Genomic DNA, 23591 nt, shown 5'->3' with positions numbered 1-23591 from the left:
TTCACGTCCCGTAAAACCCACAGTCGATAGAGGTGCACGTACTTCGCGGAATCCCTGATTTCCTCAAGCTCTGGCCTCGGCCGACGATTCTGCGCCACGACCCGGGCCTTGCCGCAAGGCCCCCTGTGCGCTATAAGTTGAGAGTGGCAAGGAGTAGGTGATCTCCTTGCCCTTTGCTTTTTCCGTACGCTGCGCATGGACAAGCCGCTCCCGCATCGGGGCCCGCGACGCGCGGTCGGCAGCCGAGGTGTGGTCGCCGAAGGCGGCGGTCCTCGCCCATACCCCACCGTGTATGAGGGTCGGCGTTCCGGCTGACCGGGTGGATCAACGCCGGGCGTTGCCGGGTGCGAGCAGGCTGGTGACTTCGGCGATCGCCTCGGACGAGTGCTTGAAGCAGCGGCGGAGGTTCTCCGGCTTCTCGTGCCGGGACTTGGCCATGAGCATCAGCAGCGAGGCGCCCCGCTCACCGAGGTGAGCCAGGGCGGAGCGGCGGTACTCGTGCAGGTCCCAGCCCGTTCCGGGACCACGCACCGCGGTGTGCTCGTCCAGCAGGGCGCGGGCCTGTCCGTAGGAAAGCCGGGCCGGCCCGGTACCGGCAGACGTCACGGGCTGACGACCTTGCCCGGCCCCGGACGGCGGTGCGTGACGAACACCGGCCCGCGGGCCCGTACGTGAGCAGCCGGGGCAACAGCCGGGCGGTGCCGGCCGCCCAGTAGACGGTCTCCCCTACGGAGCCCTCGCGCGCCTGGCCCCGGCCGCAGGCCTTGGCACGGGCGCCCTTCGCCCTGACCAGGCAACGACACCTGGCGAAGTCCAAGCTCCGCAATGTGCGCGCCCAGGATCTCCTCCGCCCGCCCAGCGGTCTCGTAGAGCATCCGCCAAAGCGTTTTCCCCCGCAGATGGACCTCGCGCCGCGCGATCAGCCGGTCGATCGCCGTCTTCGAGCGGGCCGGGGACTCGGAGCCCGGCACCGCCAGACGCTTCGCCCACGAGACGCCCGTACCGGCACCGACTTCGACCCTGACCCGGACGGCGGCGAGGACGCCCCCCTCCCCGAGGCCCCGCCCACCAGGGAAAACAGGGTGTGTGACTCACAGCAGGAGCCGGGCTTCTGTGAGCGGCGGCGGTCAGAGGACGGTGCCGTGCAGGGCGCGGCGGTCCCCGGACATCGCGTAGCGACGGGCGGCAAGGCCGTGCTCGAGGGGCTCGCCGATCTGCTCGCACAGCAGCGCCAGGGCGTCGGCGGCCTCGGCGTCGGAGAGGTAGGCCGGCGCGACTTCGAGCATCAGCTCCCCGATCGCGCACGTGCCGGCGGCGAGGTCGTCGACGACGCGGCGCAACGCGGCCACGGTCGGGTCCGCCGACGGATCGGCCGGCGGCGGAGGCGGGGCGGTGCGGACGTCGCGGACGGCCTGGCGGACCACGGCGCGCACCGTGGCGGTGTCGAGGGCCTGGCCGCTGTGGGCGAGCGTGGTGAGGCGGCGGGTGAATCAAGCTCCGCGACGTCGCTGCTGCGGCTGGAGACGGCGATCAGGGCGCGCTGGGACAGCCCGTAGTCGAGCGTGGCCGCGGCGGCCGGGGCGCTGTCTCCGGCTTCGGGGAACAATGGAACAGCCGTTGTCGCCAAGGGATGATCTTGCTCGCCCAGCACAGTGATCCACTTCGCCTCTGGGGTTCGGCGAAAGATCGTATGAGCGGTGGGACGTGGGGCCACCGTCCGCCGCGTGCCGGTGGAATTTCTGACTGATGAGCAGGCCGCGGCGTACGGACGGTTCGTGGAGGAGCCGACGCGTCCGGAGCTGGAGCGGTTTCTCTACCTCGACGACGTCGACCGCGAGCTGATCGGGAAACGGCGGGGGACCACAAGGCGACGACGCCGTCAGCGTCGCCGTGGCAAGCGGGAGCGGCCCCGCGTTCGGCGTTGCCGAGAGCCCGAGCCTGGCCGGATTTTGGATTGGCCGGGCGGCCGAGGGGGCCAAGACTTGGAGAAGGCTGCTTCGGGGGAAAACGGGGATGTAGTGACGATCGAGTTCGGCATGCTCGGGGAGATCCAGGCGCACGTGGGCGGGACGTCAGTGGATCTCGGGCCCGCCCGGCAGCGCTGCGTGCTGGCGGTGCTGTTGGCGGACGTCAACCGCGCGGTGCCCGTGGACGGCCTGGTCGGTCGGGTGTGGGGCGCTGACCCGTCGCCGGGGGCCAAGTCGACGTTGTACAGCTATCTGTCCCGGCTGCGGCAGGCACTCGGCTCCGCGGCGGACGCATCGTCCTCCGGCGCCGCCATCGAACGACGTCCTGGTGGATACGCGCTGCTCACCGACCCGGACCTGGTGGACCTCCACCTCTTCCGCGATCTGGTCGGCCGGGCGAGGGCCGCTGAGGATGGACGTGCGGCAGCCCTGTTCAAGCAGGCGTTGGGGCTGTGGCGGGGTGAGCCCTTCGCCACGCTGGACACGCCGTGGTGCAACTCCCTACGGGAGTCGCTGCTGGAGGAGCGGCACGCCTGCCTGCTGGACCGAAACGACGTGCTGCTGCGCCAGGGCCGCCATGCGGCACTGCTGTCCGAGCTGGCCTCCTGCCTCGACAGGCACCCGCTGGACGAGCGCTTGGCCACCCAGTACATGCTCGCGCTTTACCGGAGCGGCCGCACCGCCGACGCCCTACGCTGCTTCGACCGGATCCGCCGCGCCCTGGCCGAAGAGCTGGGCAGCGACCCAGGCCCCGAGCTGCGGCGACGACACCAGCAGGTCCTCACGAATGACCCGTCGATCGGCGCGCCGTCCGACGCCCCCGCCTCGGCACCGGCAGCCGGTGCCGTCGCCGCCTCCGGCATCGCCTCGTCACGGGACCGCACCCTGCCGCGCCAACTGCCCTTCTCGGGGCTGTTTGTCGGACGCAGCACCGAATTGGCCGAATTGGACAAGGCACTGGGCACCGCGTGCCGGCCCGGCGGGTCCGCAGCGGTGTGCGTCATCAGCGGCAGCGGCGGCGTCGGCAAGACCTCGCTGGCCGTGCACTGGGCCCACTGCGCCATGGACCGGTTCCCCGACGGTCAGCTCTACGTGGACCTCCGGGGATTCAGTCCCTCCGGAGAACCCCTGGCACCGGCCACCGCGGTACGGGGATTCCTGGACGCCCTCGGCGTCGACCCCGGCTCGATCCCGGCGGACCAGCAGGCCCTGACCGGGCTGTACCGCACCCTCGTCGCCGACCGACGCATGCTCGTCGTCCTCGACAACGCCAGAGACGTTGACCAGGTGAGCGCCCTGCTGCCGGGCGGAGCCGGCTGCGCGGTGCTCGTCACCAGCCGCCGTCGGCTGACCGGGCTCGCCGTCACCCACGGCGCGCGCCTGCTGCCGCTGGACGTGCTCACGCCGTACGAGTCCCGGAACCTGCTCGGCCGTCACCTGGGCGAGGGGTGCCTGGCCGCCGATCCCGCAGCCGTCACAGCGGTACTGGAACACTGCGCGGGCCTGCCGCTGGCAATCAGCATCGCCGGGGCCCGCGCCGCCGTCGGCAGCGGTCCCACGCTCGCCGCGCTCGCCGAGGAACTCCAGGACCAGTCGGCGCGGCTCGACGCCCTGGACGCGGGCGACCTGTCGACCAACGTCCGCGCGGTGTGTCGCGTGTCGTACCGCGGCCTGACCGACCGGGCTGCGGAGGCCTTTCGTCTCCTCGGCGCCGCGGGACCGGCCCCCGAGATCGGTCTGGCGGCCGCCGCCGGGCTGCTGGGGCGGCCACCGGCCGCGGCCCGGGTGACGCTGCGGGAACTGGAGACAGTCCACCTGGTGCAGCAACTGGCTCCTGACCGGTACAGCATGCACGACCTGGTCCGTCTGTACGCCGCCGAGCGAGCTGTCGAGGACCAGGCGCAGGAGTCACGCGAATGTGCGCTGCGGCGTCTGGTGGACTACTACCTGCACACCGGCTACGCCTGCGACTTGATCCTCAGTCCGTTCGAGCACCACGCCCTGGAACTCGAACCGCCTCTGGACGGCGTGACGCTCGAGCTTCCCGCCGATCAGTCGGCCGTCATGTCCTGGTTCCGTGCCGAGCACGCCAGTCTGGTCGCCGCGCAGCGCGTGGCCGGCCTCCACGGGTGGGACCGCCTGGTCTGGCAACTGGCCCGGGTCGTGGACGGCTTCCTGTGGCGGCAGGGACGGCTCCACGAGCACCTGGCCCTGTGGCATACGGGACTCGCCGCGGCCGAGCGCCTCGGCGAAGACACCGCCCTTGCCTGGGCCCACCGCCGCCTGGCCCACGCCTGCGCCCGAGCGAGCCGCCACGACCGCGCGGTCCACCACGCCGATCGGGCCCTGGCCGCGGCGGAGAAGGCCATGGACGTCACCGAGCAGGCACGCATCCACGACGTCATCGCCTGGTCATGGGCGAGGCAGGGCGACGACCGGGAGGCCCTGGCACACGTCCGGCACACCCTGCGGCTACAGCGCCAGGGCGGCGACCCGTTGGCGCAGGCGAACGCCCTCAACGCCGTCGGCTGGTATGAGGCACGCCTCGGCGAGTACCGGCAGGCCCTCACCCATTGTGAGGAGAGCCTGGAGATCCACCGCCGCCACGGCTTCCGCGACGGTGAGGCGTGCACCCTGGACAGTCTCGGCTTCATCGCGCACGCAGCAGGCCAGCACCATGGAGCTCTGGCCCACTACGAGCGCGCCCGCGTCCTCTTCCACGACCTCGGCAACCTCTACGAGGAGGCGAACACCCTCGCCAACCTCGGCGACGTCCACCTGGCGCTCGGCCGGCCCGACCGGGCCCGGGACCAGTGGAGGCGGGCGGCCGGCCTCTTCCGCGTGCAGCACCGTGCGAAGGAGGCCGGCATCCTCGAGGACAAGTCGGCTTCAATGACCGACTGACCACCCGGCCGAATGTCGTCGATGCAGGCCGGGCACCTGGATCACACCACCCAACCGCCATAGCCGGAGAATCCGCCCTTGCCCGCGCAGTAGGCGTACGACTGCGACCCGTTGGCGTACTTCGTCTGACCGAAGGCGATGTCGCCGTTGTTGCACTCGGCCCAGGCGTAGAACTTCGTGCTTGCGGCGCCGGAGCACTGCGCCGCGTAGGTGTTGCTGTCGTACCAGGACGTGCGGCAGGTGGCGGCCGCCGCCCCGGACTCGCCGGCCGGCGCGGCCTGGGCTGCCGGAACCGCTCCGAGGACGACTGCTGCCGCGAGGACGCTGCCCGCGATGGCGTGACGAAGACGCATGGTGACTCCCAATCGATGGAGACTCGTTCGTCGGGTTCCGGATGTGTCCGGCCCGTCACGTGCCACCATGCCGGGGGCGGTTTGAGGAAACCTTGGACGAATCCTGCGGCGCGGCCGTGCCGCCCGCGTGCTGCTCTCGTCCTCGCTGTCGTCGGGCCGGCGGCCGAACGGTCCGAGGTAGCCGGGGCCTTCGGCTCCAAGTACGCCGGGGCCCTTCGTGCGCGAGGCTGGGATCACGCGTCCTCCCCTTCGCGCCGGGCCTAGCGAGCAGCGCCGCCACGACGTCGTTCGTCTCGTCCTCGGTCTGTTCAACGAGCGTGTCCAGCACGTCGTTGGTGGCGTCGCCGCCGAGGACCTGGCGCTGGAGGCGTTCCATCAGCTCGGGGTCGGTGCCGCTGCTGGGCCGGTGAGGTCCACCCGCGTCGGCCGGCGCGGGGCAATGATCTCCGGCCCGGCCGGGGCCTCGGTCTGCTCGGCTTCGGCCGCCCCGTAGACCTCGGCGAGATGAGCTGAGATTTCCCCGTGGGTGAGGCCCTTCGCCGAGAGCGACAGCACCATCTCGTCGACGCCGGTCAGCCGTCTTCTCTGGGGGTAACCGTGTGGCGCGAGGCAAGTGGAGACCATTTTGTGCAGCTCAGCGCCGGTGTGATCAACAGTATCGTGTGCAACACCTGTGGCGCTACTTGATGTTGGGTAGGGTCGCCGATCATGAGCGATGACTGGCGGAAGGACCGGATCGGCAGTGCCCTTCGGGGTGAGAACCCCGCGGTGCTCCGGAAGTTGGCAGCGGGATTCGCGGTGATCGGGGACGTCCAGTTCCTGCCGGGATACTCGGTGCTCCTGGTCGATGATCCCTCGGTGGAGCGGCTGCCGGAGCTTCCGAAGGGCAAGCGCCTGGCGTTTCTCTCCGACATGGACAAGCTGGGTGAGGCCGTCGAACGCGCTTGCAGACGGCTGGACCCCGCTTTCCGACGGGTCAACCTGGAGATCCTGGGGAACACCGATCCGTTCCTGCACGCGCATGTGTGGCCGCGGTTCGAATGGGAGCCCGCTGATCTTGTGGGCCGACCCGTGTGGCTGTATCCGCGTGAGCGGTGGCATGACGAGCAGTATGTGCTCGGCCCGCAGCACGACGCGGTGCGCGAGGCGATCTCGGATGAGCTGGACCGCCTCGCCCTCTGACGCCTGTGGGGCGTCACCGAGACCGGGACCCGCTCCTATCGCCTCGGCAGCGCGAGGCGATAGGACTGCGTTCCGTCAACAAGCCTCGGACGCGGAAACCGTTTTGCGTCCTTGGTTGAGCTTCTCCATGACACGATCGCGGAGGAGTTCGTACTCCTCGCGGAGCCTGCGCCACTCGGTGATGGGCGGGCGGGGAATGACGATGCCTCCGGTGACGATCTCCTTCGGCCGGAACTGCTCTCGGGTGAGGTCGATCTCGATGCCCATGCCCAGGCGGTTCCACCAGTGGTAGTCCACGCGTTCTCCGTTCACGTGGACTTCCCCGCGGATCAGCTCTCCTCCCAGGAGGTCATTCAGCACCATGGCCGTGACACCGCACTGGTCCCGGGCCGGGTTGTCCGGGCTCCAGCGTGGCCGGAACTCAGGTGTGCATGTGTCGGCACTCCAGCTGCTGCGAACAGCTCGCTCGATGTCGGTGAGAAGAAGCGGTGTCATGCCGCTGATGTTCTCAACCAGCACTGACAACGGCTTCACGAGGATCGTCAGCCTCGTTGGTTCAGCGCTCTGGTCAGGTCTCGGTTGGCCTCCCTTGCGGCATCGAGATCGGATCGGGCTTCCTCCAACGCGGAGGCCAGTTCGACGTTGAGCTGCTCCAGCCTCGTGATCTTCCGCTGGATCTCGTCGATGTCCGCTGGGGCTCCGAGTCCCGACTCCTGCCATGCCTGAGCTCCCAGGGCCTGCGACAGTCGCTTCTCCAGCTGTTGAATGCGGGCGGTCAGGCGGGTGTTGCGGGCCTGGGCGTTGGCGAGGTCGGCCTGGAGCGAGGCCCGGCTGACTGGCGAGCTGCCGGCCGGCTCCTGGGCTGCCGGTTCGAGTTCGGCGGCATGGACGATTTCGAGCAGGTCGCGGTGACGGTAGAGGAAGCTGCGGTCTACTCCTGCTTGCCGGGCGATGGCCGAGACGCTGATCGGGGTGCCGTTCTTCGCGGCGTTCTTCACCGCGGTTGCCACCCGCTGGCGGCGGCGCTCGGTGTCCGCTTGACGGCCATCACGCATGGCGGGGATCACGGCAGCCTCCAGGGCCTGACGTCGGGAAGTGGCTGGCCGACGCGGGGCATGCCCAGCATTACCGGGCGGCTGCGGCGGACCAGGGCGACGGCTTCCTCGATCTGGGCACGTTCCTCTTCGGACAGGTCGTCCAGGTCCGCCTTGACCCGGTTGATCAGGCGGCGGACGCGGCCGATTTCCTCTTCGGAGGGCATGGCCTCGCTGCGGGCCCAGTCGTCTGCCTCGAAGGCCGACATGAGCCGTTCGCGGCTGCGGAGCAGATCAGAAAGGTAGCGCTCCAGGTCGGGAAGGTAGGAGACGTCGGTGCGGAAGTGGTCGCAGCCGACACAGCGGAAACGAATCGGGCAACTCTGTCCGCCGGCCGCGACGTTGTGCGGTTCGAGGCAGATGCCGTAGGCCGTAGCTACTTCCCCGATGGCCCGCCGCACGTGTTCGGAGTCCAGCATCCCCTGTGCTTTGCGCCAGACACGGTTGCCTCGGCGGTCGAATTGCAGGGCGGTGACCCGGTCGACGGCCTCGCGTCGTCGTTCCTGGCTGACGCGGTAGTACGCCTGAGTTGTGGAGAGTTCACGATGGTCCATCAAATCCATGAGCACGTCCGGGGCGATGTCGCTGTCCGCGTGCCGCTGCGCGAAGGAATGCCGGTAGGCGTAAGGGAAGATCCTGGACTTGTCGAACGGCAGCATCTTCGTCACCAACTGCCCGTCGACCAGCACCACGACCGGCATCATGATGTCGGGCAAGTCGTCGACCCACGCTCGGTGAGCCTCGCCGATCGAGCCGATCGGCTTCGTCCCCGCGGGGTTGGCCACCGGGCTCGGCAGCAGCTTGAGCTTGCTGGTCGGGGTGCCGGGGAACCGCTCACGTACCCGTTCCTGCTGCGCCGTGATCACGGCGGCGGTCGCTTGCGCGATCGGCAGACGACGGCCCAGCCGGTAGTTCTTGGAGTTGTCGTAGACCATCACGAGCGTGCCGTCCGGATCCTTCGCCAGGCAGTCCCACGGCAACGTGCTGATCTCGTCAGGCCGCCGCCCGGTGTCGATCAGCAGCTCGGTCGCCACGCGGAACTCGCGGTTGCTGCTCTTCTCCAGCAGATCGAGGTTGTCGCAGAGCTCCCTCATCACCTCGTCCGGGAGGTCCCGGCCGGCCTCGGTGTCCTCGGGCTCGTCCGGGATGTCCTCCACAGACAGCGCGAAGTCGGCCGGCAGCCCCTCCAGCACTTCGCCCGGGCCGGTGAGGCCCATGACACGAATCCGGTTCACGATCTTGCGGACATAGCGGATCACGTTGACCCGATGGTGAGCTCCGAAGACGCCGCTCTCGGCGAGGAACGCCACCCGGTTGCAGAAGCTGACCATGTCCGTACGACTCAGGAGCCTCAGATGATGTCCCTCGTCCTCACGCTGCAGCCGCAGGCTCTCCGAGAGCTGTTCCATCCCGCGGATCATGTTCTGCACGGAGCCGGCGACGTTCCGGCCGCGTCGTCGCGGGAGTTCGTCATAGGCCCAGACCTTGACCGCTTCGCGGAGGGGCCGCTGATGGATCCTGGTGAAGTTCAGGGTGCGGCTGTGGCCGAAGACGGCCAAGTCCCATATGTCCTTGAGACGTTCCGTCTCCGGCGTCGCCCCCAGCCGACGCAGCGCGGTCCGGGCCCCCTTAATGATCATCTGGAGATCAGTGGTCACCCCCGCATGGTCCAGGTCCGCGTCTTGAAGGGTCTCCAGGCTGGGGGCCTGGAGGAGGCGCATCTGGTCGCAGATCTGCCTGAGCCGGTGATCGCGAGTCTTCACCTCACGCGTAGTACGAACTTGGAGGCAGTAGAGGAGTTCAGCGACCAGCCGGTCGGGCAGACCGCGCAGGCTGACCTCTCGGTCGACGGCCACCGCTGGCGTCGTCAGACGCCAGCGTTCCTCGTCGCCGTCGAAGCTCCCGCGGCGCCGCGCAAGGTTGAGCCGTGTGGCGTGCACGTCGCAGTAGCGGCGTCCTTCCCGGCCTCGCGCCCGGTAGCAGGAGGCGACCTGGCAGGGTCCGATACTCGAGAGCGGCCGTAGATTCGGGCGTTTGAGAAAGTCCTCCAGCGTCAAGTCGCTGGATCTTGACCAGTGGTACTGGTGCGCGGGACACACCCGGACGGCAACCGTCCTCCGTGGCCGTTCACAGCCCGGCACCTCGCAGAACTTCTGCCCGATGCTCCGAAACGGGCTGTCGGCCCGGCCCCTGGCGGTGAACTCCTCCAAGGACAGTTCGGAACCGGACCGCCTCCAGCGGTTCATGCAACTTGCGCATACCGGCTCACTGACCGGAGTGCCCTTCACGCAGCCGGGGACCAGACAGTCCGGCATGCCCAGCACCGGGTGGCTCATGGGGTAGCGGACGACCCGCAGGTTCCAGTCCCAGCTCACGAGTGTCAGGAAGTCGGTGTCCAGCGCGGCGATGATCTCCCCGGTCCGCAGGTCCCGCAGTTCCTGGGCCAGCGGCAGTGGCCTCGCCATCACTTCTCTCCCGTCCCGTGCAGAAGCCGCGGGGAGGGAACCCGCTCGATCGCCTCGCGCAGTCGTGTCCGGTCGGGGATCAGGTAGGGCCGTGGGGATTCCGGGTGCGTCTGACCGAGGAGGGCCTGCACCTCGTCCAATGAGCCGCCGGCGTCCGCGACGTTGCTGCCGAAAGCGCGGCGGGCCATGTGCGGGCCGACCTTCCGCGGCAGCTTGGCCCGTTTCCCCAGGCGCTCGAACAACTCGCCCAGCGCGTCCGGCGACATCGGCGCCCCCAGCGGCTCGCGGAACAGGTTCACCAGCAGAAAGTCGCTGCCGCCCGCTCCGAGGATCTCGTGGCGCTCATCGATGTACTGGTCGAAAGCCTGGACCACCAGGAAGTCCACCGGCTGAGTCCACGCCTCCTTCGACTTCGACCACGCCCGGTTGCTGTTGTCGCGGCGCCGGACGTGCAGGTGAGCCCCCTCGTAGTCACAGCCCAGGGCCCGCGAGTCGGGCAGCAGGTGACAGTCGCTGCGGTGCAGACCGGCCGCCTGGCCACGGCGCAGTCCGACCCGGCCGAGCAGCAGCACGATCAACCGGTCCCTGGCGTTGCGGCATTCCAGGAACATCGCCACCAGCTCGTCGTCAGTGGCCCGGTCCACCTCCGTCTCCGGCTCCTGCACCCGGTGGACGGCCCGCAGCCGGTAGGACAGGTCGGCGTCCTCGCCCTGGGCCTCCAGCGGCAGGTCCCGGCTGTCGGCCAGCTCGTAGATCTGCCCGAGTACCGAGCGGGGCGCCTCGCCCACCGACACGGCGTACGACAGCAGACCACGCACCGCAGTCAGCACCCCGTTGATCCGCCGTTCCCTCCGGGCCGGCTCGGCCCCGGGCCCCAGCACCACCGCGGCTGGTTCACCGTCCGGCGTCGACGGCGTGTACTTCAGCCAGACCATGAACAGGCCCATGTCCCGGGCCGCTTGCAGCCATTGCCGCCCCGTGATCCGGCACCACAGCAGATACAGCGACACGCTCTCGGCGTACGCCTTCGTCGTCAGCTCGGCCCGGCTGCGACCGAACCGCAGGAACCGCAGCCACTGATCGGCGACCCACACCACCTCGAAGTCGTCGTCGACGACCGTCCAGTACCGAACACCCGACGGCAAATCCACAGGAAAGGCACGCAATGCAACTCCATGATCTGACGGTTGATGCAACAACCCGCCACAGAGCCACACCCCCCGAGAACGACTCTCAGAAGAGCAACTTACTGCCCCCACACAACGTCACACCACATCGGGCTGGCCCCCAGAGAAGGCGGCGCTGCCGCTTCTTGACGATCTGCGGCTCGAAGGTGCCGGCGGTGTCACGGGGCACCTTCACCTCCACCGGGCCGACATCGGTCAGCACGGTCCTGGCCCGGGTGCCGTTGCGGCTGCTTCCCGTTGTTCTTCCCGGCCGGGTCGTGCTTCTCATAGCCGACGTGGTCGGTGATCTCGCCCTCCAGGGCGGATTCCAGCACCCTCTTGGTCAGCTGCTGCAACAGCCCGCCCTCGCCGGTCAGCTGCAGCCCGTCGTTCCGGGCCCGGTCAACCCACATCGCAACGAGCTGCTCGTCCGACACCGCACTCGACGGTACCTGAACCACCTGCTCAGCCTGCTCGTTCTCCACGGCGGTCTCCGTCATCAGACGTGTCTCCTTGATCATCAGACCCGCCGTTGATCAGACACTCCCGGTGACGGAGCGTGCTGCTATCCGAGGAGGATGCGGTGGCGGAGCAGGGCGAAGCCTGCTCGTCCGTGCATCTGGCGTGCGATCCGTTTGGTCTTGGTGTTGACGCCCTCGGTGGGGCCGTTGCTGTACGGAAGCGTGAGTCCGGCGATCACGGCCTCCACCTCCGCCTCCAGGGCGGCGGCCAGCATCCGCCGAGCGCCCTCGCGGACGATCTCGTCGATCAGTGAACCGGCCTCGGTCGTGCCGTCTTCGCTGACCAGGCTGAGCACGGGCGTGCCTTCCCGACCCGCGTTCGCAGCGCGGGCCTACTCGGTGACTTGACGATCACTCACTCGGGAAGGTACGCCCTTCGCGCGCCCTCCAGAGGAGCTGATCCACAAGTCCTGAGCATTGCTCGCCGACTTGGGTAAGGGCATCGTTGTGATGCCCGGTGACGACCCGTCCCTCCACGTCCTTGAGGGCGATCACCCCAAAGTCTCCTGCCGAAGATCCGGCATGCGCCGGGCCGAACCTCGGGGAGGCGCTCCACGCCCTCCGCGAACAGCCCTCCGCGCGGGGCGGCGCATCCAGTCGGGCAGTGCGGTCATGGCTTTCGCCGTACCGGTACGTCGGGTCCGGAAGGCGGCGCGCGGCGGGGCTGTCCTACTCGGCCGGCAGACAGAGCATCGGTTCGAAGGCCGCGTCCTCCTCGCCCTCGACCGAAGGGAGGAAGCCGTCCGGGACGGTGCGGGCCGCCGTGGTGAGGAGGCGGGTCAGGACCTCGGCCTCGGTGGCCGGGGGGAGGCGGAGGGCGGCGAGGAGGCGGTCGCGGACCTCGGGGTGGTCCGGGTTGTCCTCAAGGTAGTCGGCGTTGAGCGCGGGGGGACGGAAGCCGGCCAGGGCGTCGTGCCAGGAGGGGAGGACGATGGCCAGGGTCAGGGCCTCGGCGAGGGACTCCGCGATGAGGGAAGCCTGGCCCTCGGAGTCGGTGTAGAGGACGGGGCGGACGCGGTCGGAGCCGGCCGGGCCGCAGAGGTAGTGGGTGCCTCCCGCGTTGCAGCCGGCCACGGGCTCCACCGGGAGACCGGCCGGCAGGGCGATCGACTCGATGGGGTCGGTCCGCGTGAGGTCGAACTCGCCGTCGCAGGCGAGGTATCCCTCGACCTCGGGGTCGGCGGCGATCCGGCGGAGCAGGGCCTCGTCGGAGAGGGCGGCGGGGTTGAGGCCATGGGCGGCTTCGGGGGTCAGGGGGTGGCCCGCGAGGACGTGTCGGACGGTGTCGAGGGGGACGGGCCGCCCGTAGTCCTCCTCGAAGTGCGCCTGGACGGCCTCGGGGGAGCGGTCGGTGAGGAGGCGGAAGAGGTGCCCGGAGCCGTCCGGGTCCGAGCTGCCCGAGGGGAACTCGATGCCCGAGCTGGTGTGCCAGGCGCTGCCGCCGGTCTCCCACCACAGGCAGGCGGTGACCCGCGGGGTGCCGAGGCCCTCATCGACGAAGGCCGGGTCGTCCAGGAGCGGGCGCAGCGCGGCGGGCACCTCGTCGATGACCCCGGGCCAGACCCGTTCGTCGTCCGTGGCGTACGGGCTCATCTCCGACTCGTGGTCGAAGCCGCGGACGAGCACACCGACCGGGGTGAAGAGGACGGAGAAGTCGTCACCCGAACCGTTGTCCATCAGGGCCGCCTCCGTCCCAGGCCCCCAGGCAGTGGAGAAGGAATAGCGGGAGAACTGCGGGTCGCGGCAGATCGCCTGGTCCAGCACGGCCAACGCGCGCAGGTGCGCGCGGAGCCCGGCGGGGTCCGGGAGGAGGGCGGCGGTCGTGTGCACGGTGTCCATGGGCTCATGTAAGCAGCCGGCACTGACATCCAGGGCGGCAGTTCGGTCACACCCGCTCTCTCACTCAGGGAACGCAAAGCCCAGCTCACGCAGACGGGGCAAGCACACTGCGAGGCATTGCTCCACAGACGCGGCTTCGGTTCGCACAAGGACGTCCTCACGCGACGGCGCTCCACCGGCGACGAAGGTCCAAGCCGTGCCCCTCTCCGCCATCCGCTCGGCGTCGGCCTTGAAAAGCACCGTTACGCCCTGTTCAGCCAGTGCTTCCATACTCGCGACGACGTCCACCGGCACTCCCCCTCCCGAAGCGCTTCGAACGCACCGTCGGACGAACATACTCACTCCGGGCCGGACCCTGGACACCCGCCCGCATGACCCGAAGCGACCGATCGGGGCGCTCTGAGCTGGAATTCGCGACACCTCGACATGCGAGCTCACCAATCCCGGGGCTGGGCTACTCGGGACGCCACCAGCCCTGGCCGACATGCCAGTCCCGGATCCAACCATGGAAGCCGCCCCCGAGCCGCGCGGACGGGGCATCGGCGTAGGGAGCTGCGCATCCGTCGCGGAGCCACCAGACCTGACCGCGCCGTGGACCGGTCACCACCAGCGTCCAGTACTCACCGGGCCGGTCGCTGCCCAGCAGCACCGAGCCGCACTGGTAGATCTGATGCAACGTGTCGGAGTGCAATGCGTGGTCGTAGTAGTCGTACTCCCACTGCCATTCCTCTTCGAGCGGGAAGGGCTGACCGAGCCGGCGCACGGCTGTGCCATCGAACGGAGCAGGACTCATCCAGCAGTCCGCTTCCCACCTGACCCAGCTGGCTGGCTTCTCTCCCAGGGGCAACAGACCGCCTTCGTCAGGGGGTCCCTCGTCTGTCCCGTTCGCGATCTCAGCAACGAAGGTGCGATATGGCTCAGGCAACACCACGCCCTGCCGGTCCTCCCAGGAGCGGAGCGCCTTCCAGCCCAGAGGGCGACGGCGGACCTGTGCGGGAAAGGCGTCGTGCAGGAGAGCCAGCGCATCCGGGATCGTGTCTTCCACGTCCTCACAGGTATCACCCGCCACCGACACCCCGACTGCGGCCGGCAGAACACAGCAGTTCCGACGTCAAGCCCAGGGTTTCGGCGTGTGCCCCTGCCGGACCTCGATGATCGGCAGGAGCTGGCGTGGCGTCGCGCCGGACGGAGTGGGGACGTCCGCCAGACGCTCCAACAGTTCATCCAGCGCGGCCTGGCCGTCGTCGACCGCCGTTTCGGGTCGTCCTCGCCCATCACGCGGAGGCCGTCGCGCGTGCGGACGCGCTGTTCCGTACGGAACGGCCTCCGCACTGCCTGCACTGGTTCGGACGGGTCAGCGGGCGGGCTCACCGGTCGTACGGCGGGGGCGAACCGGCAGGGTTCGGTGGCCGTTACCGATCGCGGTCGGGAGGGTCCGCAACTCGTCAACGGGAACAGCCAGTTCGATGTCCGGGAAGCGGGTGAAGAGCAGGCGGAGCGCCGTGGCCACCTCCATCCGGGCCAGCGGGGCGCCCAGGCAGAAGTGGACGCCGTGGCCGAACGCCAGGTGGTCCTTGTTCAGGCGGGTGACGTCGAACCGGTCGGCGGTGGGGCCGTGCCAGTCGGGGTGGCGGTTGGCGGCTGCGTAGGAGGCGAGGATCGCCTCGCCGCGGGGAATCGTCCGGCCGTCGGGCAGAGCGATGTCTGTGAGGGCGTAGCGCAGCGGGAGGTGCTTGAGGGCGGGTTCGTGGCGCAGCGTCTCCTCCACGACGTCGTCCCAGGTCGCCCGGCCCGCGCGGAGGTGGCTGAGTTGTTCGGGGTCGGTGAGCAGAGCGGTGACCGCCTGGTCGATGACGTTCACCGTGGTCTCGTAACCGGCGCTGATCATCAGCAGGAGCGTGTCGCGCAGCTCGCCGCCGGAGAAACCGCCGCCGTCGCCCTCGTGGTCGCGGGCGGCGATGAGAAGGGAGGTCATGTCGTCGGCGGGTTCGGCGCGTTTGGCGGCGATCAGGTCATCGAGGGCCTTGTAGAGGGACGCCGTGTTCTCGGCGGCCTGCACGGCGGTGGCCGTGGTGTCAAAGACGCCGTCCACCACGTCGCGGAAGCCTTGGAGTTGGCTGTCGGCGATGCCCATGAGGCGGCCCAGTACCGCGATGGGCAACGGGTACGCGAAGTGTTCGCGCAGGTCGACGATCTCCCCGGCAGGCCGCGCCTCGAGGTCGTCGAGGAGCGTCGTGACGATTGTCTCCACGGTCGGGGACAGGTCCTGGACGCGGCGGGCGCTGAGGGCCGGCGCGACCATCCGGCGCAGCCTGCGGTGGTCGCCGCCGTACGCCGTGAACATGCTCTCCACAGCGATCCACAGGGCCAGCGGCCACGTGGACACGGTGTCGGCGTAGGCGGGCCAGTGGGCGCGGCCGTCCTTGGAGACCTGCGTGCTGGTGAGCAGCTGCTTGAGGAGGGCGGGGTCCGTCACCGACCAGACGGTCAGACCCAGGAGGTCCACGCGAGTGGCCGGGCCACGGTCGCGTAACGCCTGGTGCTCGGCGTGGTGGTCGGAGGCTGCGGGGTCCAGGACGAGGGGTGTCGACGACTGTTCGGGCATGGAGGCTCCAAGGCGGACGGCAGGGATGGCGGCAGCAGCTCGAGTCGTCCGAGCGGTGAGCCGACGGGCCGGGTGTCGGTGTGGGTGTCGGTGTGGGTGACGGTTGGTGTCGGTCACGTACAACTGACCGTGCCGCCGACCGACTTGTGACACCCGACCGGATCCGCGCTCAGCGTCACGCCCGCTTCAGCAGGTCGAAGAACACGCCGCCACGCATCATCTTGAACGGGTCCTCCAACTGGGCGACGACCGTCGCGATGTCGCTCGGTGTCCAGCTCCACGCGTATCGCCACCGCAATGAAGGAAGGGACTGTAAGACGTTCGGTGTAACTGCCGATCACGGAAGATGCATCGATGATCAGTGAGCCCTTTCAGCGTTGCCTCTCCAGGGTGAGAACGGCGGCTGCGATGACGGTCATCCGGTTGGGACCGCAGCGCGCTCTGCGGAAGATCCGCCGTGAGTTCAGTCGCGCGATGCTTCGTTCGACGGGGGCGCGTGCCGCCGGCAGGGCCCGGTTAATCGTTCGCTGGGTCGCGGTGAGGTCTTGGTGCGGAAGGCGTCTGATCGGTGTGGTCACCCAGGAGCCGGCGCCGATGTAGGCGCGGTCGGCGAGGACGGGCACGCCTTGGCGTTCGCAGATCCGGATGATGCGGTGGGTGCGGGCTGCGGTCAGGTCGTGGGTGCGGCCGGGCAGGGCGGGCGAGATCCACAGCAGGTCGCCCGCGGGATCGGCGATGACCTGCACGTTCACGCCGTGTCGGCGGTGCTTCTGGGAGAAGTCGGCCCGGCTGTCGCCGACCCGGTCGCACTCGGCGAGCGTTCCGTCGAGCAGGACGTGATCGGGATCGGCTTCCCGCAGGACCCGCAGTAGGCCGGGCGCCCGACGTGCGAGGTGGCCGACGACGGCGGTTACGTAGGCAGCGGCGGTCACCCTCACGGGTGACGATGAGCATCGTTACCCACTCGACCAGGGCGTGAGGCACGTCGAGTGAGGCAGGATAGAGAACCAACGAGGCTCCTGCGCTGATGAGTCGAGACGTCGAACACCTCTCTCAACGGCACAGGAGCTTCGTGCGTTGCGGGACGCCGGCCGACTGCGAGCGCATCATTGTGGACTTCATCCACCGCCTTGACCTCGGCGACCCAAGTTCGGTGGCCGAGCTGTTCACGCCCGATGGTGTCTGGCACTGGCCTTTCGGGGACCGGCACATTGAGGGGCGCGAGGCTCTGCGCGCCTACTTTGCCTCTCGCTCGAAGGACAGGCTGTCGCGCCGTCTGATGGCGAACATCCTGGTCACGGTGGAGTCCGAGGCGACAGCACGGGCCGTCTCGTATCTGACGGCATACCGGGTCGATGGCTACTCAGGGTGGAATGATCGCGCCCAGGCTCCGGCGAACGTCGGCCACTACGAGGACATCTTCCGGAAGATCGATGGCGCCTGGTTCCTCGCCAGCCGCACTGTCTTCCTCCCCTTCGGCGGCGGAACGGAACGGCTCCCCGTCGCGGATGGATCACCCGCCTGACGACACTGCATTGCGCCCGGCGACCGTCAGGTCGCCGGGCCGTGGTGATCGGTGAGGGTCAGCCGAAGTAGGCGCGAAGGATGTGGTCGATCGTGGATCGGACGGACCTGCCACCGGCGTCGGCGCCAGGGAGGCCCGGGCCGGCGGGCCCCCGTCGGGTACGAGACCATCCGCCCCCGCAGGCGTGGCTGCACAAGCCCCGCCGTCCGGTCATTCAGCAGATCCGGGTCTTGTTGCCCGGTGGGTGGCGCCCCTGGACGCCGAATACGGGTCAAGTCACCGGCGTCCAGGGGCACAGGGCGTGCGGCGGGGCGTGATCCGCGCCCTCGAGGAGCGCTACAGCGCCTTGTTGCTGCGTCCGTCGCAGTACGTCCAGTTCCCGGACTGCGAGGTGGGCACGTTAGGGGGCGGTTCGTGAGCCTTTGAGGGGGTCTGCTGTCGCCTGATGGTGTGGCGGTGGGGCGGAATCTACCGGTCCGCGGTTGGTGATCTGGTGATGTGACCGGGTGAGTGAACGCAAGCCGTATCCGAGTGACTTATCGGACGAGCAGTGGGCTCTGATCGAGCCGGTGATCACGGCGTGGAAGGACCGGCACCGCTCGGTCAGCGGCCACCAGGGCGCCTACGACATGCGGGAGATCGTAAACGCGATCCTCTACCAGGGGCGGACTGGCTGCCAGTGGGCCTATCTCCCGCACGATCTGCCGCCGAAGAGTGCGACGTACTACTACTTCGCCGCGTGGCGGGACGACGGAACCGACCAGGTCATCCATGAACTCCTGCGCTGCCAGGTCCGTGAACGCGCCCGGCGATTAGAGGACCCGACCCTGGTGGTCCTGGACACCCAGAGTGTCCACGCGGCCGCCGGGGTACCCGCCGCCACGACGGGTCACGATCCGGCCAAGCGGGTGCCGGGGCGCAAGCGTGGCCTTGCCGTGGACGTGCTGGGCCTGGTGATCGCGGTCGTCGTCCTCGCCGCGAACACCTACGACAACGCCGCGGGCATCGTCCTGCTGGACCGGGTCGCCGAGCACGCCGGCGGAACCGTCCGCAAAGCCCTGGTCGACCAGGGCTTCAAGAACCAAGTCGTCGTGCACGGCGCCGGCCTGGGGATCGAGGTCGAGATCGTCGAACGCAACCCGCGGGACAAGGGGTTCGTGCCGCAGCCGAAGCGGTGGAGGGTCGAGCAGACCTACGGGATCCTGATACTGCACCGGCGCCTGGTCCGCGACTACGAGCACCGCCCGTCCTCCTCCGCCTCCCGCGTCTACTGGGCGATGACCCACGTCATGACCCGACGCCTCACCGGCGCGAACGCCCCCACCTGGCGCGTGGCGCAGGCGGTGGCAGTGTGAACGTCCAGCCCCTGCTCGATGCGCTGAACCTGCAGGAAGACGCCGCCCGGGCCCTGGCCGACGACCTCCGCGCGCAGATCAGCCAGCTGCAGACGCGGTTGCGGGAGGCCGAGATCCATCTGGAGCACCTCGTGATCACGCGCAAGACCGTCACCGGCCTCGTCGACCGGCTCCCCGCATCCCCGCCGGAGCTGCCCGAGCACCCGGACTACCCACGCATCCTCGCCGTCTTCAACGGGGCGACCGGACCGCTGCGAGCCAAGGACGTCTGCGAAGCCCTCGGCCACGCACAGCTGCCGAAGAACGTCGAAGGCACCCGCGCAAAGCTGAAACGCCTGGTCAAGCTCGACATCCTCACCGAGGTAGACGCCGGCATCTTCACCGGGAAGCAGTAGCGGCCGAGCACTGCGGCCAGCGGCCCTGCTCCTGACCCGCTGGAAATGGACACCAACGCACGCTTCCCTCTCACGCGCCACCGATAGCCTGCGTCATCATGACGCGCGCATGGATCTTGCCGATGCTGTTCCTGGTCTGCGGCTCGCTCGTTGCGACCGCGTGGGCGGTCAGGGGGTTTCCCGGCGCCGCCGTTCCCCTGCTACTGCTGACGTTTGTCCTGCTCGCGGGGCTGAACTCGCCGCTGGCGTTCCCCCCGGTCGATCAGCGCGATGGAGGCTCAGCGCCGCAGCGCGGTCGACGACCGACCGATCGTCTACTGGAGGGCCAGCTGCAAGTACTGCCTGCGCCTGCGGATCCGGTTGGGCCGCAGTGCCAACCAGCTGCACTGGGTCGACATCTGGCGCGACCCGGCTGGGGCGACGGTGGTGAGGGCAGCCAACGACGGCGACGAGACCGTGCCGACCGTCATGGTGGCGGGTCAGCCGCATGTCAACCCCGATCCCGAATGGGTACGTGCGCAGCTCTCCCCCTCCACGTGATCGGCCCTGTCCCTGCCTCACACGGAAACGGACATCAACTTACGAACCGCCCTCTCAGATGGTGTGGCCAAATCTCCGCAGGCGTTTTCGTGGGCAACCTCTCCACCCGCATCCGCGACGTGCTCTGGAACGAGGTACAGCAGTACGCCGGCCAAGGCCGCGCCCTGCTCGCCCACACCACCACCAGAAGGGCGCGGGTTCCAGAAATACTGGACGCCCTGGGCCGCGAACCTGCATGCAGATGGCGACACTTCCGCATCTCGGGGGTCGGGTTCCAGCACGCAAACAGGCTTTCGCATCCAAGTCGTTTGCGATGTAGGAGCGTTCGGCTTGAGAACGTAGTCGGCTGACTCTGTCGCCCGTACCACGCGTACGCAGTACCCCGGCCCGCTGTGACCCGCTATTCGGCGCCGGCCGCCAGCCCCTTGGATGGGGCGGGTTCAGGAAGGAGTCGGCCGTTGTACAGGTAGAGGCCGGTGTCGTGAGCACGGGGCGGCGGGAACCGGGTGGCGTCGAGCTCGTGATGCCAGGCCGGGACGTCGAAGGCGGCAGCGTAAAGCCGGGCGCAGGTGTCCAGGTGGGCAGCGAAGGCGCCGCGCAGGCGCATGGTGTAGTGGGTGCACAGCCGGTCGGCCGGGGCGCCGGCCGCCGTGGAGCCGATGACCGCCGCGGCCAAGACTGCGGTGCGCAGCGCCTGCGCGGTGCCTGTGCCGCTGAGTGGGTCGAACCGGACGGCCCCGGCACCGACGATGAGCAGGCCGGGGGTGCCCTTCCTCGGTGCGGTGGCAGGTGCCAGGTGCAGCCGTGGCGCGGCGGCCAGCACGGTCGCGGCCTTCGGCGGGTGGCGCAGCAGTGGGCTAAGGCCGGATTCGGCGAGCAGTCGGGTCAGCAGGTCGGCCGGGCGCTCGACCGGTCCGGGGACCATAGCCTGGGCCAGGGCGGTCCCGTGGCCCAGGGGAACGAGTTGCAGCCAGCCCAGCGCGGTGGTGTGGAGCTGCGCGGTGGCCTCGTCCTGACCGGAAGCAAGGGGGGCTTCGCCCGCGAGCAGACATCGGCGGCCAGCCTCCCAGTGGCTGGCGCCGACCGGGGCAGCGGTCACCGTCCACTCGGCGGTGGCTGCCGGACGGGCCTTGGCGGCGACGAGCTCGACCGCGTTCGGGTGGGTGGCGAGCCGTTCACGCAATCGGGCCGCGAGCAGCGCGCCGTCCAGCGCCCAGGCGGCCTGCGGAATGCGGCGTGTGGGCTGGCCGGGCCCCCAGCGCACCTGGCGGTGAGTCAGTGGCCAGCTGCAGTCGGGCAAGTCCTGTCCGACAGAATGGGGTGGCTCGTTCCCGCCCTGCCCGGCGGGCCACAGATCCTGCAGGAGGCTTAGGGTCGGTGCGTTGAGGAGCAGCGGCCGGGGGCCCAGCGTGGTGCCCACCCGCAGGCGGACCTGGTGGCCGCGGTCGGCCAGCAGTCGCGCGCAGGTCAGCTCGGCCAGGCCGGAACCGGCGATCTCGACAACGGTCACCGGTCGTTGTCCTGTGGAACGTCTGGGTCGTCCGGTGGAGTCCGGTGGGCGCCTGGTGAGATGTCCGGCTGGTCAGCCGTGTAGCCCGGGCCTCGCAGTGGAGCGCCTGGGGCGGTCGGCCCGGTGCCTGGGACAGCCGGGGGTCGCGCGGGGACCGGTGAGATGTCCGGCCTGGCGTCATGGTCGTCCGGAGCGGTATCCGCGGAGTCATAGGCCGGGGCCGTCGGGCCGGCCTGATGCAGGAGCAGGGTGGTGAGCAGAGCCTGGGAGTCGGCCTGCTGGCGGAGCACCATGGCGCGCTCGGTCTCCTCTCCGAGCACGCCGACGGCCTGCCGGGCGCTGGTGGCGGCAGCCGCTGCCCGAGTGATCCACTCGGAGTCAGGCAACCCGGTTGCGGCCTCGGCGAATCCGACGGGGAGGGTGAAGCGCGGCGCCACTCCGCGGTCGGCCAATGCGTGGTTGACCTCGTGAAAATTGAACATGGCGCGGCGGGCCTGCTCGATGAGTGCGCCGGCCGCCCGGTCGCCGAGCATCAGGGTGGAGTTCAGGGTGCCCAGCACCAAGGCGTAGTTCTCGTCGCTGAGCCGGAGCATTGAGTCCTCCAGAGGCTCTGAGGTTTCGTCGCGCAGGGGCCGCAGGTACGTCTCCGGTGAAAGGCCGGTCAGGTGGGTCCTAACGGCTGTGAAGCGCAGGAAGTGGTCGTTTCCCTCGTCAATGATGAGCTTGATGAGGTGCATTAGGCGGTCGGCCTGTGGGTAGCGCTCCGGCTCCCGCCGCAGTGCCTCATGTAGCCGGACGTACATGCCGTCGATGCTGGTGCCGACCTCCTGGCTGGGCCGCTCCACCTCGATGAACCAGTCCAGCTGCTCCGACGTGAGAGGCTTGAGCTCGAAGGGGCGGTCGAGCTGGCGGTGGATGTGGGTGGCGCGGCCGAGCCGGGGTGGTCGGCCGAGGGCGCCCAGGGCCTCGTTGACCCACCGCAGGTGGCGCATCTCGTCGACCGCGACGGAGAACACCTCCTCGGCGGCGGAGTAGATGCGCGCGGTGGTGTTGTCGGCGCCTTCAGGCAGCCGCATCGGGGCGTTCAAGGAATAGTGGGCGAACAGGTACTCCACGCACAGTGCGTGTTCTACGGTGGCCAGGTACTCGAGTTCGGCGATCACCTGCTCCGGGGTGAGTGGCTCGGTGGCGGGGGTGACCGGAACCCCAAGGCTGTCGTTCTCGCGGCCGTTGAGGACGACAGGCAGCATGTTCCAGTTGTTGATCAGCTGTGCATAGCCGAGTTGCCGTCCCCGGCGCCCCACGTTGGTGGGCTGGTCGGGCTGCGGAGGGTCGGTGCGGTCTCGGCGCAGGAAGTCCAGGTCGCGGTGGACGCCGTCCGAGCTGGTGGCGATGTCGGGTTTGCTGGCAGCCCAGTAGTAGCAGCCGCAGTCGCGAAAGTCGTACTGCCATGGTGCGCACAGACTGCGGGTCAGCTCGCCGGGCCGGTACACCTCGGGGTCGATCACGCCGTTGGGGTCGAGGTAGCGCGCCCGGTCGGCCACGAGCACGGCCGTCTGCAACACGCCGTCCGTGCTGCGGCGCACGAGGCTTCGCCCCTCCTGCCGCAGGGCGTTGAGATCTTCGCGGATGGCGTTCGGGCCTGGGGAGAATCGGCCAGGTGAGGGGCCTAGAAGGACGGCCACCCGGCCGGGGAGAAGGTCGTGGACCCGGCGCCAGACGTCCAGGCCCTCCAGGTTGGTGCAGGTGAAGACGGGGGCGTTCGGCTCCGTCTGGTCCACGGTGGTGCGCCCGCACACCGCCCACAGAAACAGCGGCAGGTCCGCGGTGGTCAGCCCTTGATCGAGGGCCGGGCCGCTGCTGATGGCTGTCACCTGCGAGCCCGTCGGGCGGTGGAAGTCCACGGTCAGGCCGGGGAAGAATGCTGTGTCGAGGTTGCGCTGGTCGAGTTCCAGGCCCGGGAAGCAGTTGTCCACACCGCTCTCCGGGCGGGTGCCCGCCGGGTTGCCGCGGACCTGGTAGTCGGCCCGGGCGGTGAGGTTGCGCGGGAAGATCTTTCCCACCGGGGTCGGGGAGGCAGGAATCGGGTCGGCCGGGTCGGGCATGTGAAGCTCCATGGATGGTCGGCGCCCCCGGGCGGGAAATCGCCGAGGACATCGGGCGAGGCGTG

Annotated in this window: 18 protein-coding genes and 8 pseudogenes; 8 read left to right on the top strand and 18 right to left on the bottom strand. The window is 69.4% G+C overall.

Going from position 1 to position 23591, the window contains the following annotated elements; translation table 11 throughout:
* Positions 1 to 324: 324 nt before the first annotated feature.
* Both QFZ64_RS00835 and QFZ64_RS00830 read right to left on the bottom strand, forming a co-directional pair.
* A pseudogene (locus QFZ64_RS00835) lies at positions 325 to 992 on the bottom strand (site-specific integrase); the annotation flags it as partial.
* Positions 993 to 1127: 135 nt separating this feature from the next.
* Entirely contained in the window at positions 1128 to 1424 is a 297-nt protein-coding gene (locus tag QFZ64_RS00830) for a hypothetical protein (RefSeq protein ID WP_307061219.1), read from the bottom strand.
* A 300-nt stretch (positions 1425 to 1724) separates the two neighbouring features.
* On the opposite strand from QFZ64_RS00830, the pseudogene QFZ64_RS35225 reads away from it, so the two are divergent.
* Both QFZ64_RS35225 and QFZ64_RS00825 read left to right on the top strand, forming a co-directional pair.
* A pseudogene (locus QFZ64_RS35225) lies at positions 1725 to 1871 on the top strand (DUF4158 domain-containing protein); the annotation flags it as partial.
* 147 nt (positions 1872 to 2018) lie between these two features.
* On the top strand, positions 2019 to 4871 hold the full coding sequence (locus QFZ64_RS00825; protein WP_307061217.1) for a BTAD domain-containing putative transcriptional regulator: 2853 nt from the start codon (positions 2019 to 2021) through the stop codon (positions 4869 to 4871).
* Between the two features lie 41 nt (positions 4872 to 4912).
* Here the strand turns inward: QFZ64_RS00825 and QFZ64_RS00820 are convergent, their stop codons facing one another.
* Both QFZ64_RS00820 and QFZ64_RS35220 read right to left on the bottom strand, forming a co-directional pair.
* On the bottom strand, positions 4913 to 5224 hold the full coding sequence (locus tag QFZ64_RS00820) for a hypothetical protein (protein ID WP_307061215.1): 312 nt from the start codon (positions 5222 to 5224) through the stop codon (positions 4913 to 4915).
* A 465-nt stretch (positions 5225 to 5689) separates the two neighbouring features.
* A pseudogene (locus QFZ64_RS35220) lies at positions 5690 to 5812 on the bottom strand (IS256 family transposase); the annotation flags it as partial.
* Positions 5813 to 5932: 120 nt separating this feature from the next.
* On the opposite strand from QFZ64_RS35220, the gene QFZ64_RS00810 reads away from it, so the two are divergent.
* Complete coding sequence (locus tag QFZ64_RS00810; protein ID WP_307061213.1) at positions 5933 to 6406, top strand: diadenosine tetraphosphate hydrolase; 474 nt, start codon at positions 5933 to 5935, stop codon at positions 6404 to 6406.
* 75 nt (positions 6407 to 6481) lie between these two features.
* On the opposite strand, the gene QFZ64_RS00805 is transcribed toward QFZ64_RS00810, so the two are convergent.
* The 12 genes and pseudogenes from QFZ64_RS00805 to QFZ64_RS00750 all read right to left on the bottom strand — a co-directional run bounded on the left by QFZ64_RS00805 (position 6482) and on the right by QFZ64_RS00750 (position 17107).
* A complete protein-coding gene (locus QFZ64_RS00805; protein WP_307061737.1) occupies positions 6482 to 6901 on the bottom strand; it encodes a hypothetical protein in 420 nt (139 codons plus the stop codon).
* 47 nt (positions 6902 to 6948) lie between these two features.
* A complete protein-coding gene (locus tag QFZ64_RS00800; RefSeq protein WP_307061212.1) occupies positions 6949 to 7473 on the bottom strand; it encodes a DUF6262 family protein in 525 nt (174 codons plus the stop codon).
* The gene (locus QFZ64_RS00795; protein WP_307061210.1) at positions 7470 to 9965 is read right to left on the bottom strand and encodes a hypothetical protein; all 2496 of its coding nucleotides are present in this window, start codon (positions 9963 to 9965) and stop codon (positions 7470 to 7472) included. The genes QFZ64_RS00800 and QFZ64_RS00795 overlap by 4 nt, the downstream gene beginning before the upstream one ends.
* Positions 9965 to 11116 carry a site-specific integrase gene (locus QFZ64_RS00790; protein ID WP_307061735.1) on the bottom strand — a complete coding sequence of 384 codons (1152 nt, stop codon included), beginning with the start codon at positions 11114 to 11116 and terminating at the stop codon, positions 9965 to 9967. Before QFZ64_RS00790 ends, QFZ64_RS00795 begins: the two co-directional genes overlap by 1 nt.
* Positions 11117 to 11258: 142 nt before the next feature.
* Positions 11259 to 11631, bottom strand: a pseudogene (locus tag QFZ64_RS00785) (transposase); the annotation flags it as partial.
* A gap of 65 nt (positions 11632 to 11696) precedes the next feature.
* A pseudogene (locus QFZ64_RS35215) lies at positions 11697 to 11852 on the bottom strand (ISL3 family transposase); the annotation flags it as partial.
* Positions 11853 to 12321: 469 nt separating this feature from the next.
* A complete protein-coding gene (locus QFZ64_RS00775) occupies positions 12322 to 13491 on the bottom strand; it encodes a hypothetical protein (protein ID WP_307061206.1) in 1170 nt (389 codons plus the stop codon).
* Positions 13492 to 13551: 60 nt separating this feature from the next.
* Positions 13552 to 13779, bottom strand: a complete 228-nt coding sequence (locus QFZ64_RS00770) for a hypothetical protein (RefSeq protein WP_307061204.1) — start codon at positions 13777 to 13779, stop codon at positions 13552 to 13554.
* A 166-nt stretch (positions 13780 to 13945) separates the two neighbouring features.
* Positions 13946 to 14284, bottom strand: a complete 339-nt coding sequence (locus QFZ64_RS00765) for a hypothetical protein (protein ID WP_307061202.1) — start codon at positions 14282 to 14284, stop codon at positions 13946 to 13948.
* A 561-nt stretch (positions 14285 to 14845) separates the two neighbouring features.
* Complete coding sequence (locus QFZ64_RS00760) at positions 14846 to 16096, bottom strand: cytochrome P450 (protein WP_307061200.1); 1251 nt, start codon at positions 16094 to 16096, stop codon at positions 14846 to 14848.
* Positions 16097 to 16271: 175 nt separating this feature from the next.
* Entirely contained in the window at positions 16272 to 16394 is a 123-nt protein-coding gene (locus tag QFZ64_RS00755; RefSeq protein WP_307061198.1) for a hypothetical protein, read from the bottom strand.
* Positions 16395 to 16467: 73 nt separating this feature from the next.
* Positions 16468 to 17107 (bottom strand): annotated as a pseudogene (locus tag QFZ64_RS00750) (transposase family protein).
* Positions 17108 to 17123: 16 nt separating this feature from the next.
* Between QFZ64_RS00750 and QFZ64_RS00745 the strand changes: the two are divergent.
* The 5 genes and pseudogenes from QFZ64_RS00745 to QFZ64_RS00725 form a co-directional block, all read left to right on the top strand.
* Positions 17124 to 17621, top strand: a complete 498-nt coding sequence (locus tag QFZ64_RS00745; protein WP_307061196.1) for a nuclear transport factor 2 family protein — start codon at positions 17124 to 17126, stop codon at positions 17619 to 17621.
* A 506-nt stretch (positions 17622 to 18127) separates the two neighbouring features.
* Entirely contained in the window at positions 18128 to 18976 is an 849-nt protein-coding gene (locus QFZ64_RS00740; RefSeq protein WP_307061194.1) for an IS5 family transposase, read from the top strand.
* Positions 18973 to 19371 (top strand): hypothetical protein, encoded by a 399-nt coding sequence (locus QFZ64_RS00735; protein ID WP_307061193.1) that lies wholly within the window; start codon positions 18973 to 18975, stop codon positions 19369 to 19371. The genes QFZ64_RS00740 and QFZ64_RS00735 overlap by 4 nt, the downstream gene beginning before the upstream one ends.
* A 98-nt stretch (positions 19372 to 19469) precedes the next feature.
* Positions 19470 to 19911: pseudogene (locus QFZ64_RS00730) on the top strand (hypothetical protein).
* Positions 19911 to 20093: pseudogene (locus tag QFZ64_RS00725) on the top strand (type I-E CRISPR-associated endoribonuclease Cas2); the annotation flags it as partial. The pseudogenes QFZ64_RS00730 and QFZ64_RS00725, both read left to right, overlap by 1 nt.
* Positions 20094 to 20311: 218 nt before the next feature.
* Here QFZ64_RS00725 and QFZ64_RS00720 read toward each other — a convergent pair.
* Both QFZ64_RS00720 and QFZ64_RS00715 read right to left on the bottom strand, forming a co-directional pair.
* Positions 20312 to 21421, bottom strand: coding sequence for a hypothetical protein (locus QFZ64_RS00720; RefSeq protein ID WP_307061191.1), 1110 nt, complete (start codon positions 21419 to 21421; stop codon positions 20312 to 20314).
* Entirely contained in the window at positions 21418 to 23526 is a 2109-nt protein-coding gene (locus QFZ64_RS00715; RefSeq protein WP_307061189.1) for a ferritin-like domain-containing protein, read from the bottom strand. The genes QFZ64_RS00720 and QFZ64_RS00715 overlap by 4 nt, the downstream gene beginning before the upstream one ends.
* Positions 23527 to 23591 lie beyond the last annotated feature (65 nt).

It is taken from the genome of Streptomyces sp. B3I8 (genome assembly GCF_030816915.1).
Lineage (GTDB): Bacteria > Actinomycetota > Actinomycetes > Streptomycetales > Streptomycetaceae > Streptomyces.
The sequence above is the reverse complement of the archived record's forward strand: the minus strand, read 5'-3'. Positions and strand labels throughout refer to the sequence as shown.

Bases quoted from the DNA above. Each gene is read 5' to 3' on its own strand.
- QFZ64_RS00820 (WP_307061215.1), bottom strand. From the start codon at position 5,224: ATGCGTCTTCGTCACGCCATCGCGGGCAGCGTCCTCGCGGCAGCAGTC.
- QFZ64_RS00810 (WP_307061213.1), top strand. From the start codon at position 5,933: ATGAGCGATGACTGGCGGAAGGACCGGATCGGCAGTGCCCTTCGGGGT.
- QFZ64_RS00805 (WP_307061737.1), bottom strand. From the start codon at position 6,901: ATGACACCGCTTCTTCTCACCGACATCGAGCGAGCTGTTCGCAGCAGC.
- QFZ64_RS00795 (WP_307061210.1), bottom strand. From the start codon at position 9,965: ATGGCGAGGCCACTGCCGCTGGCCCAGGAACTGCGGGACCTGCGGACC.
- QFZ64_RS00775 (WP_307061206.1), bottom strand. From the start codon at position 13,491: ATGGACACCGTGCACACGACCGCCGCCCTCCTCCCGGACCCCGCCGGG.
- QFZ64_RS00765 (WP_307061202.1), bottom strand. From the start codon at position 14,284: ATGAGTCCTGCTCCGTTCGATGGCACAGCCGTGCGCCGGCTCGGTCAG.
- QFZ64_RS00760 (WP_307061200.1), bottom strand. From the start codon at position 16,096: ATGCCCGAACAGTCGTCGACACCCCTCGTCCTGGACCCCGCAGCCTCC.
- QFZ64_RS00745 (WP_307061196.1), top strand. From the start codon at position 17,124: ATGAGTCGAGACGTCGAACACCTCTCTCAACGGCACAGGAGCTTCGTG.
- QFZ64_RS00715 (WP_307061189.1), bottom strand. From the start codon at position 23,526: ATGCCCGACCCGGCCGACCCGATTCCTGCCTCCCCGACCCCGGTGGGA.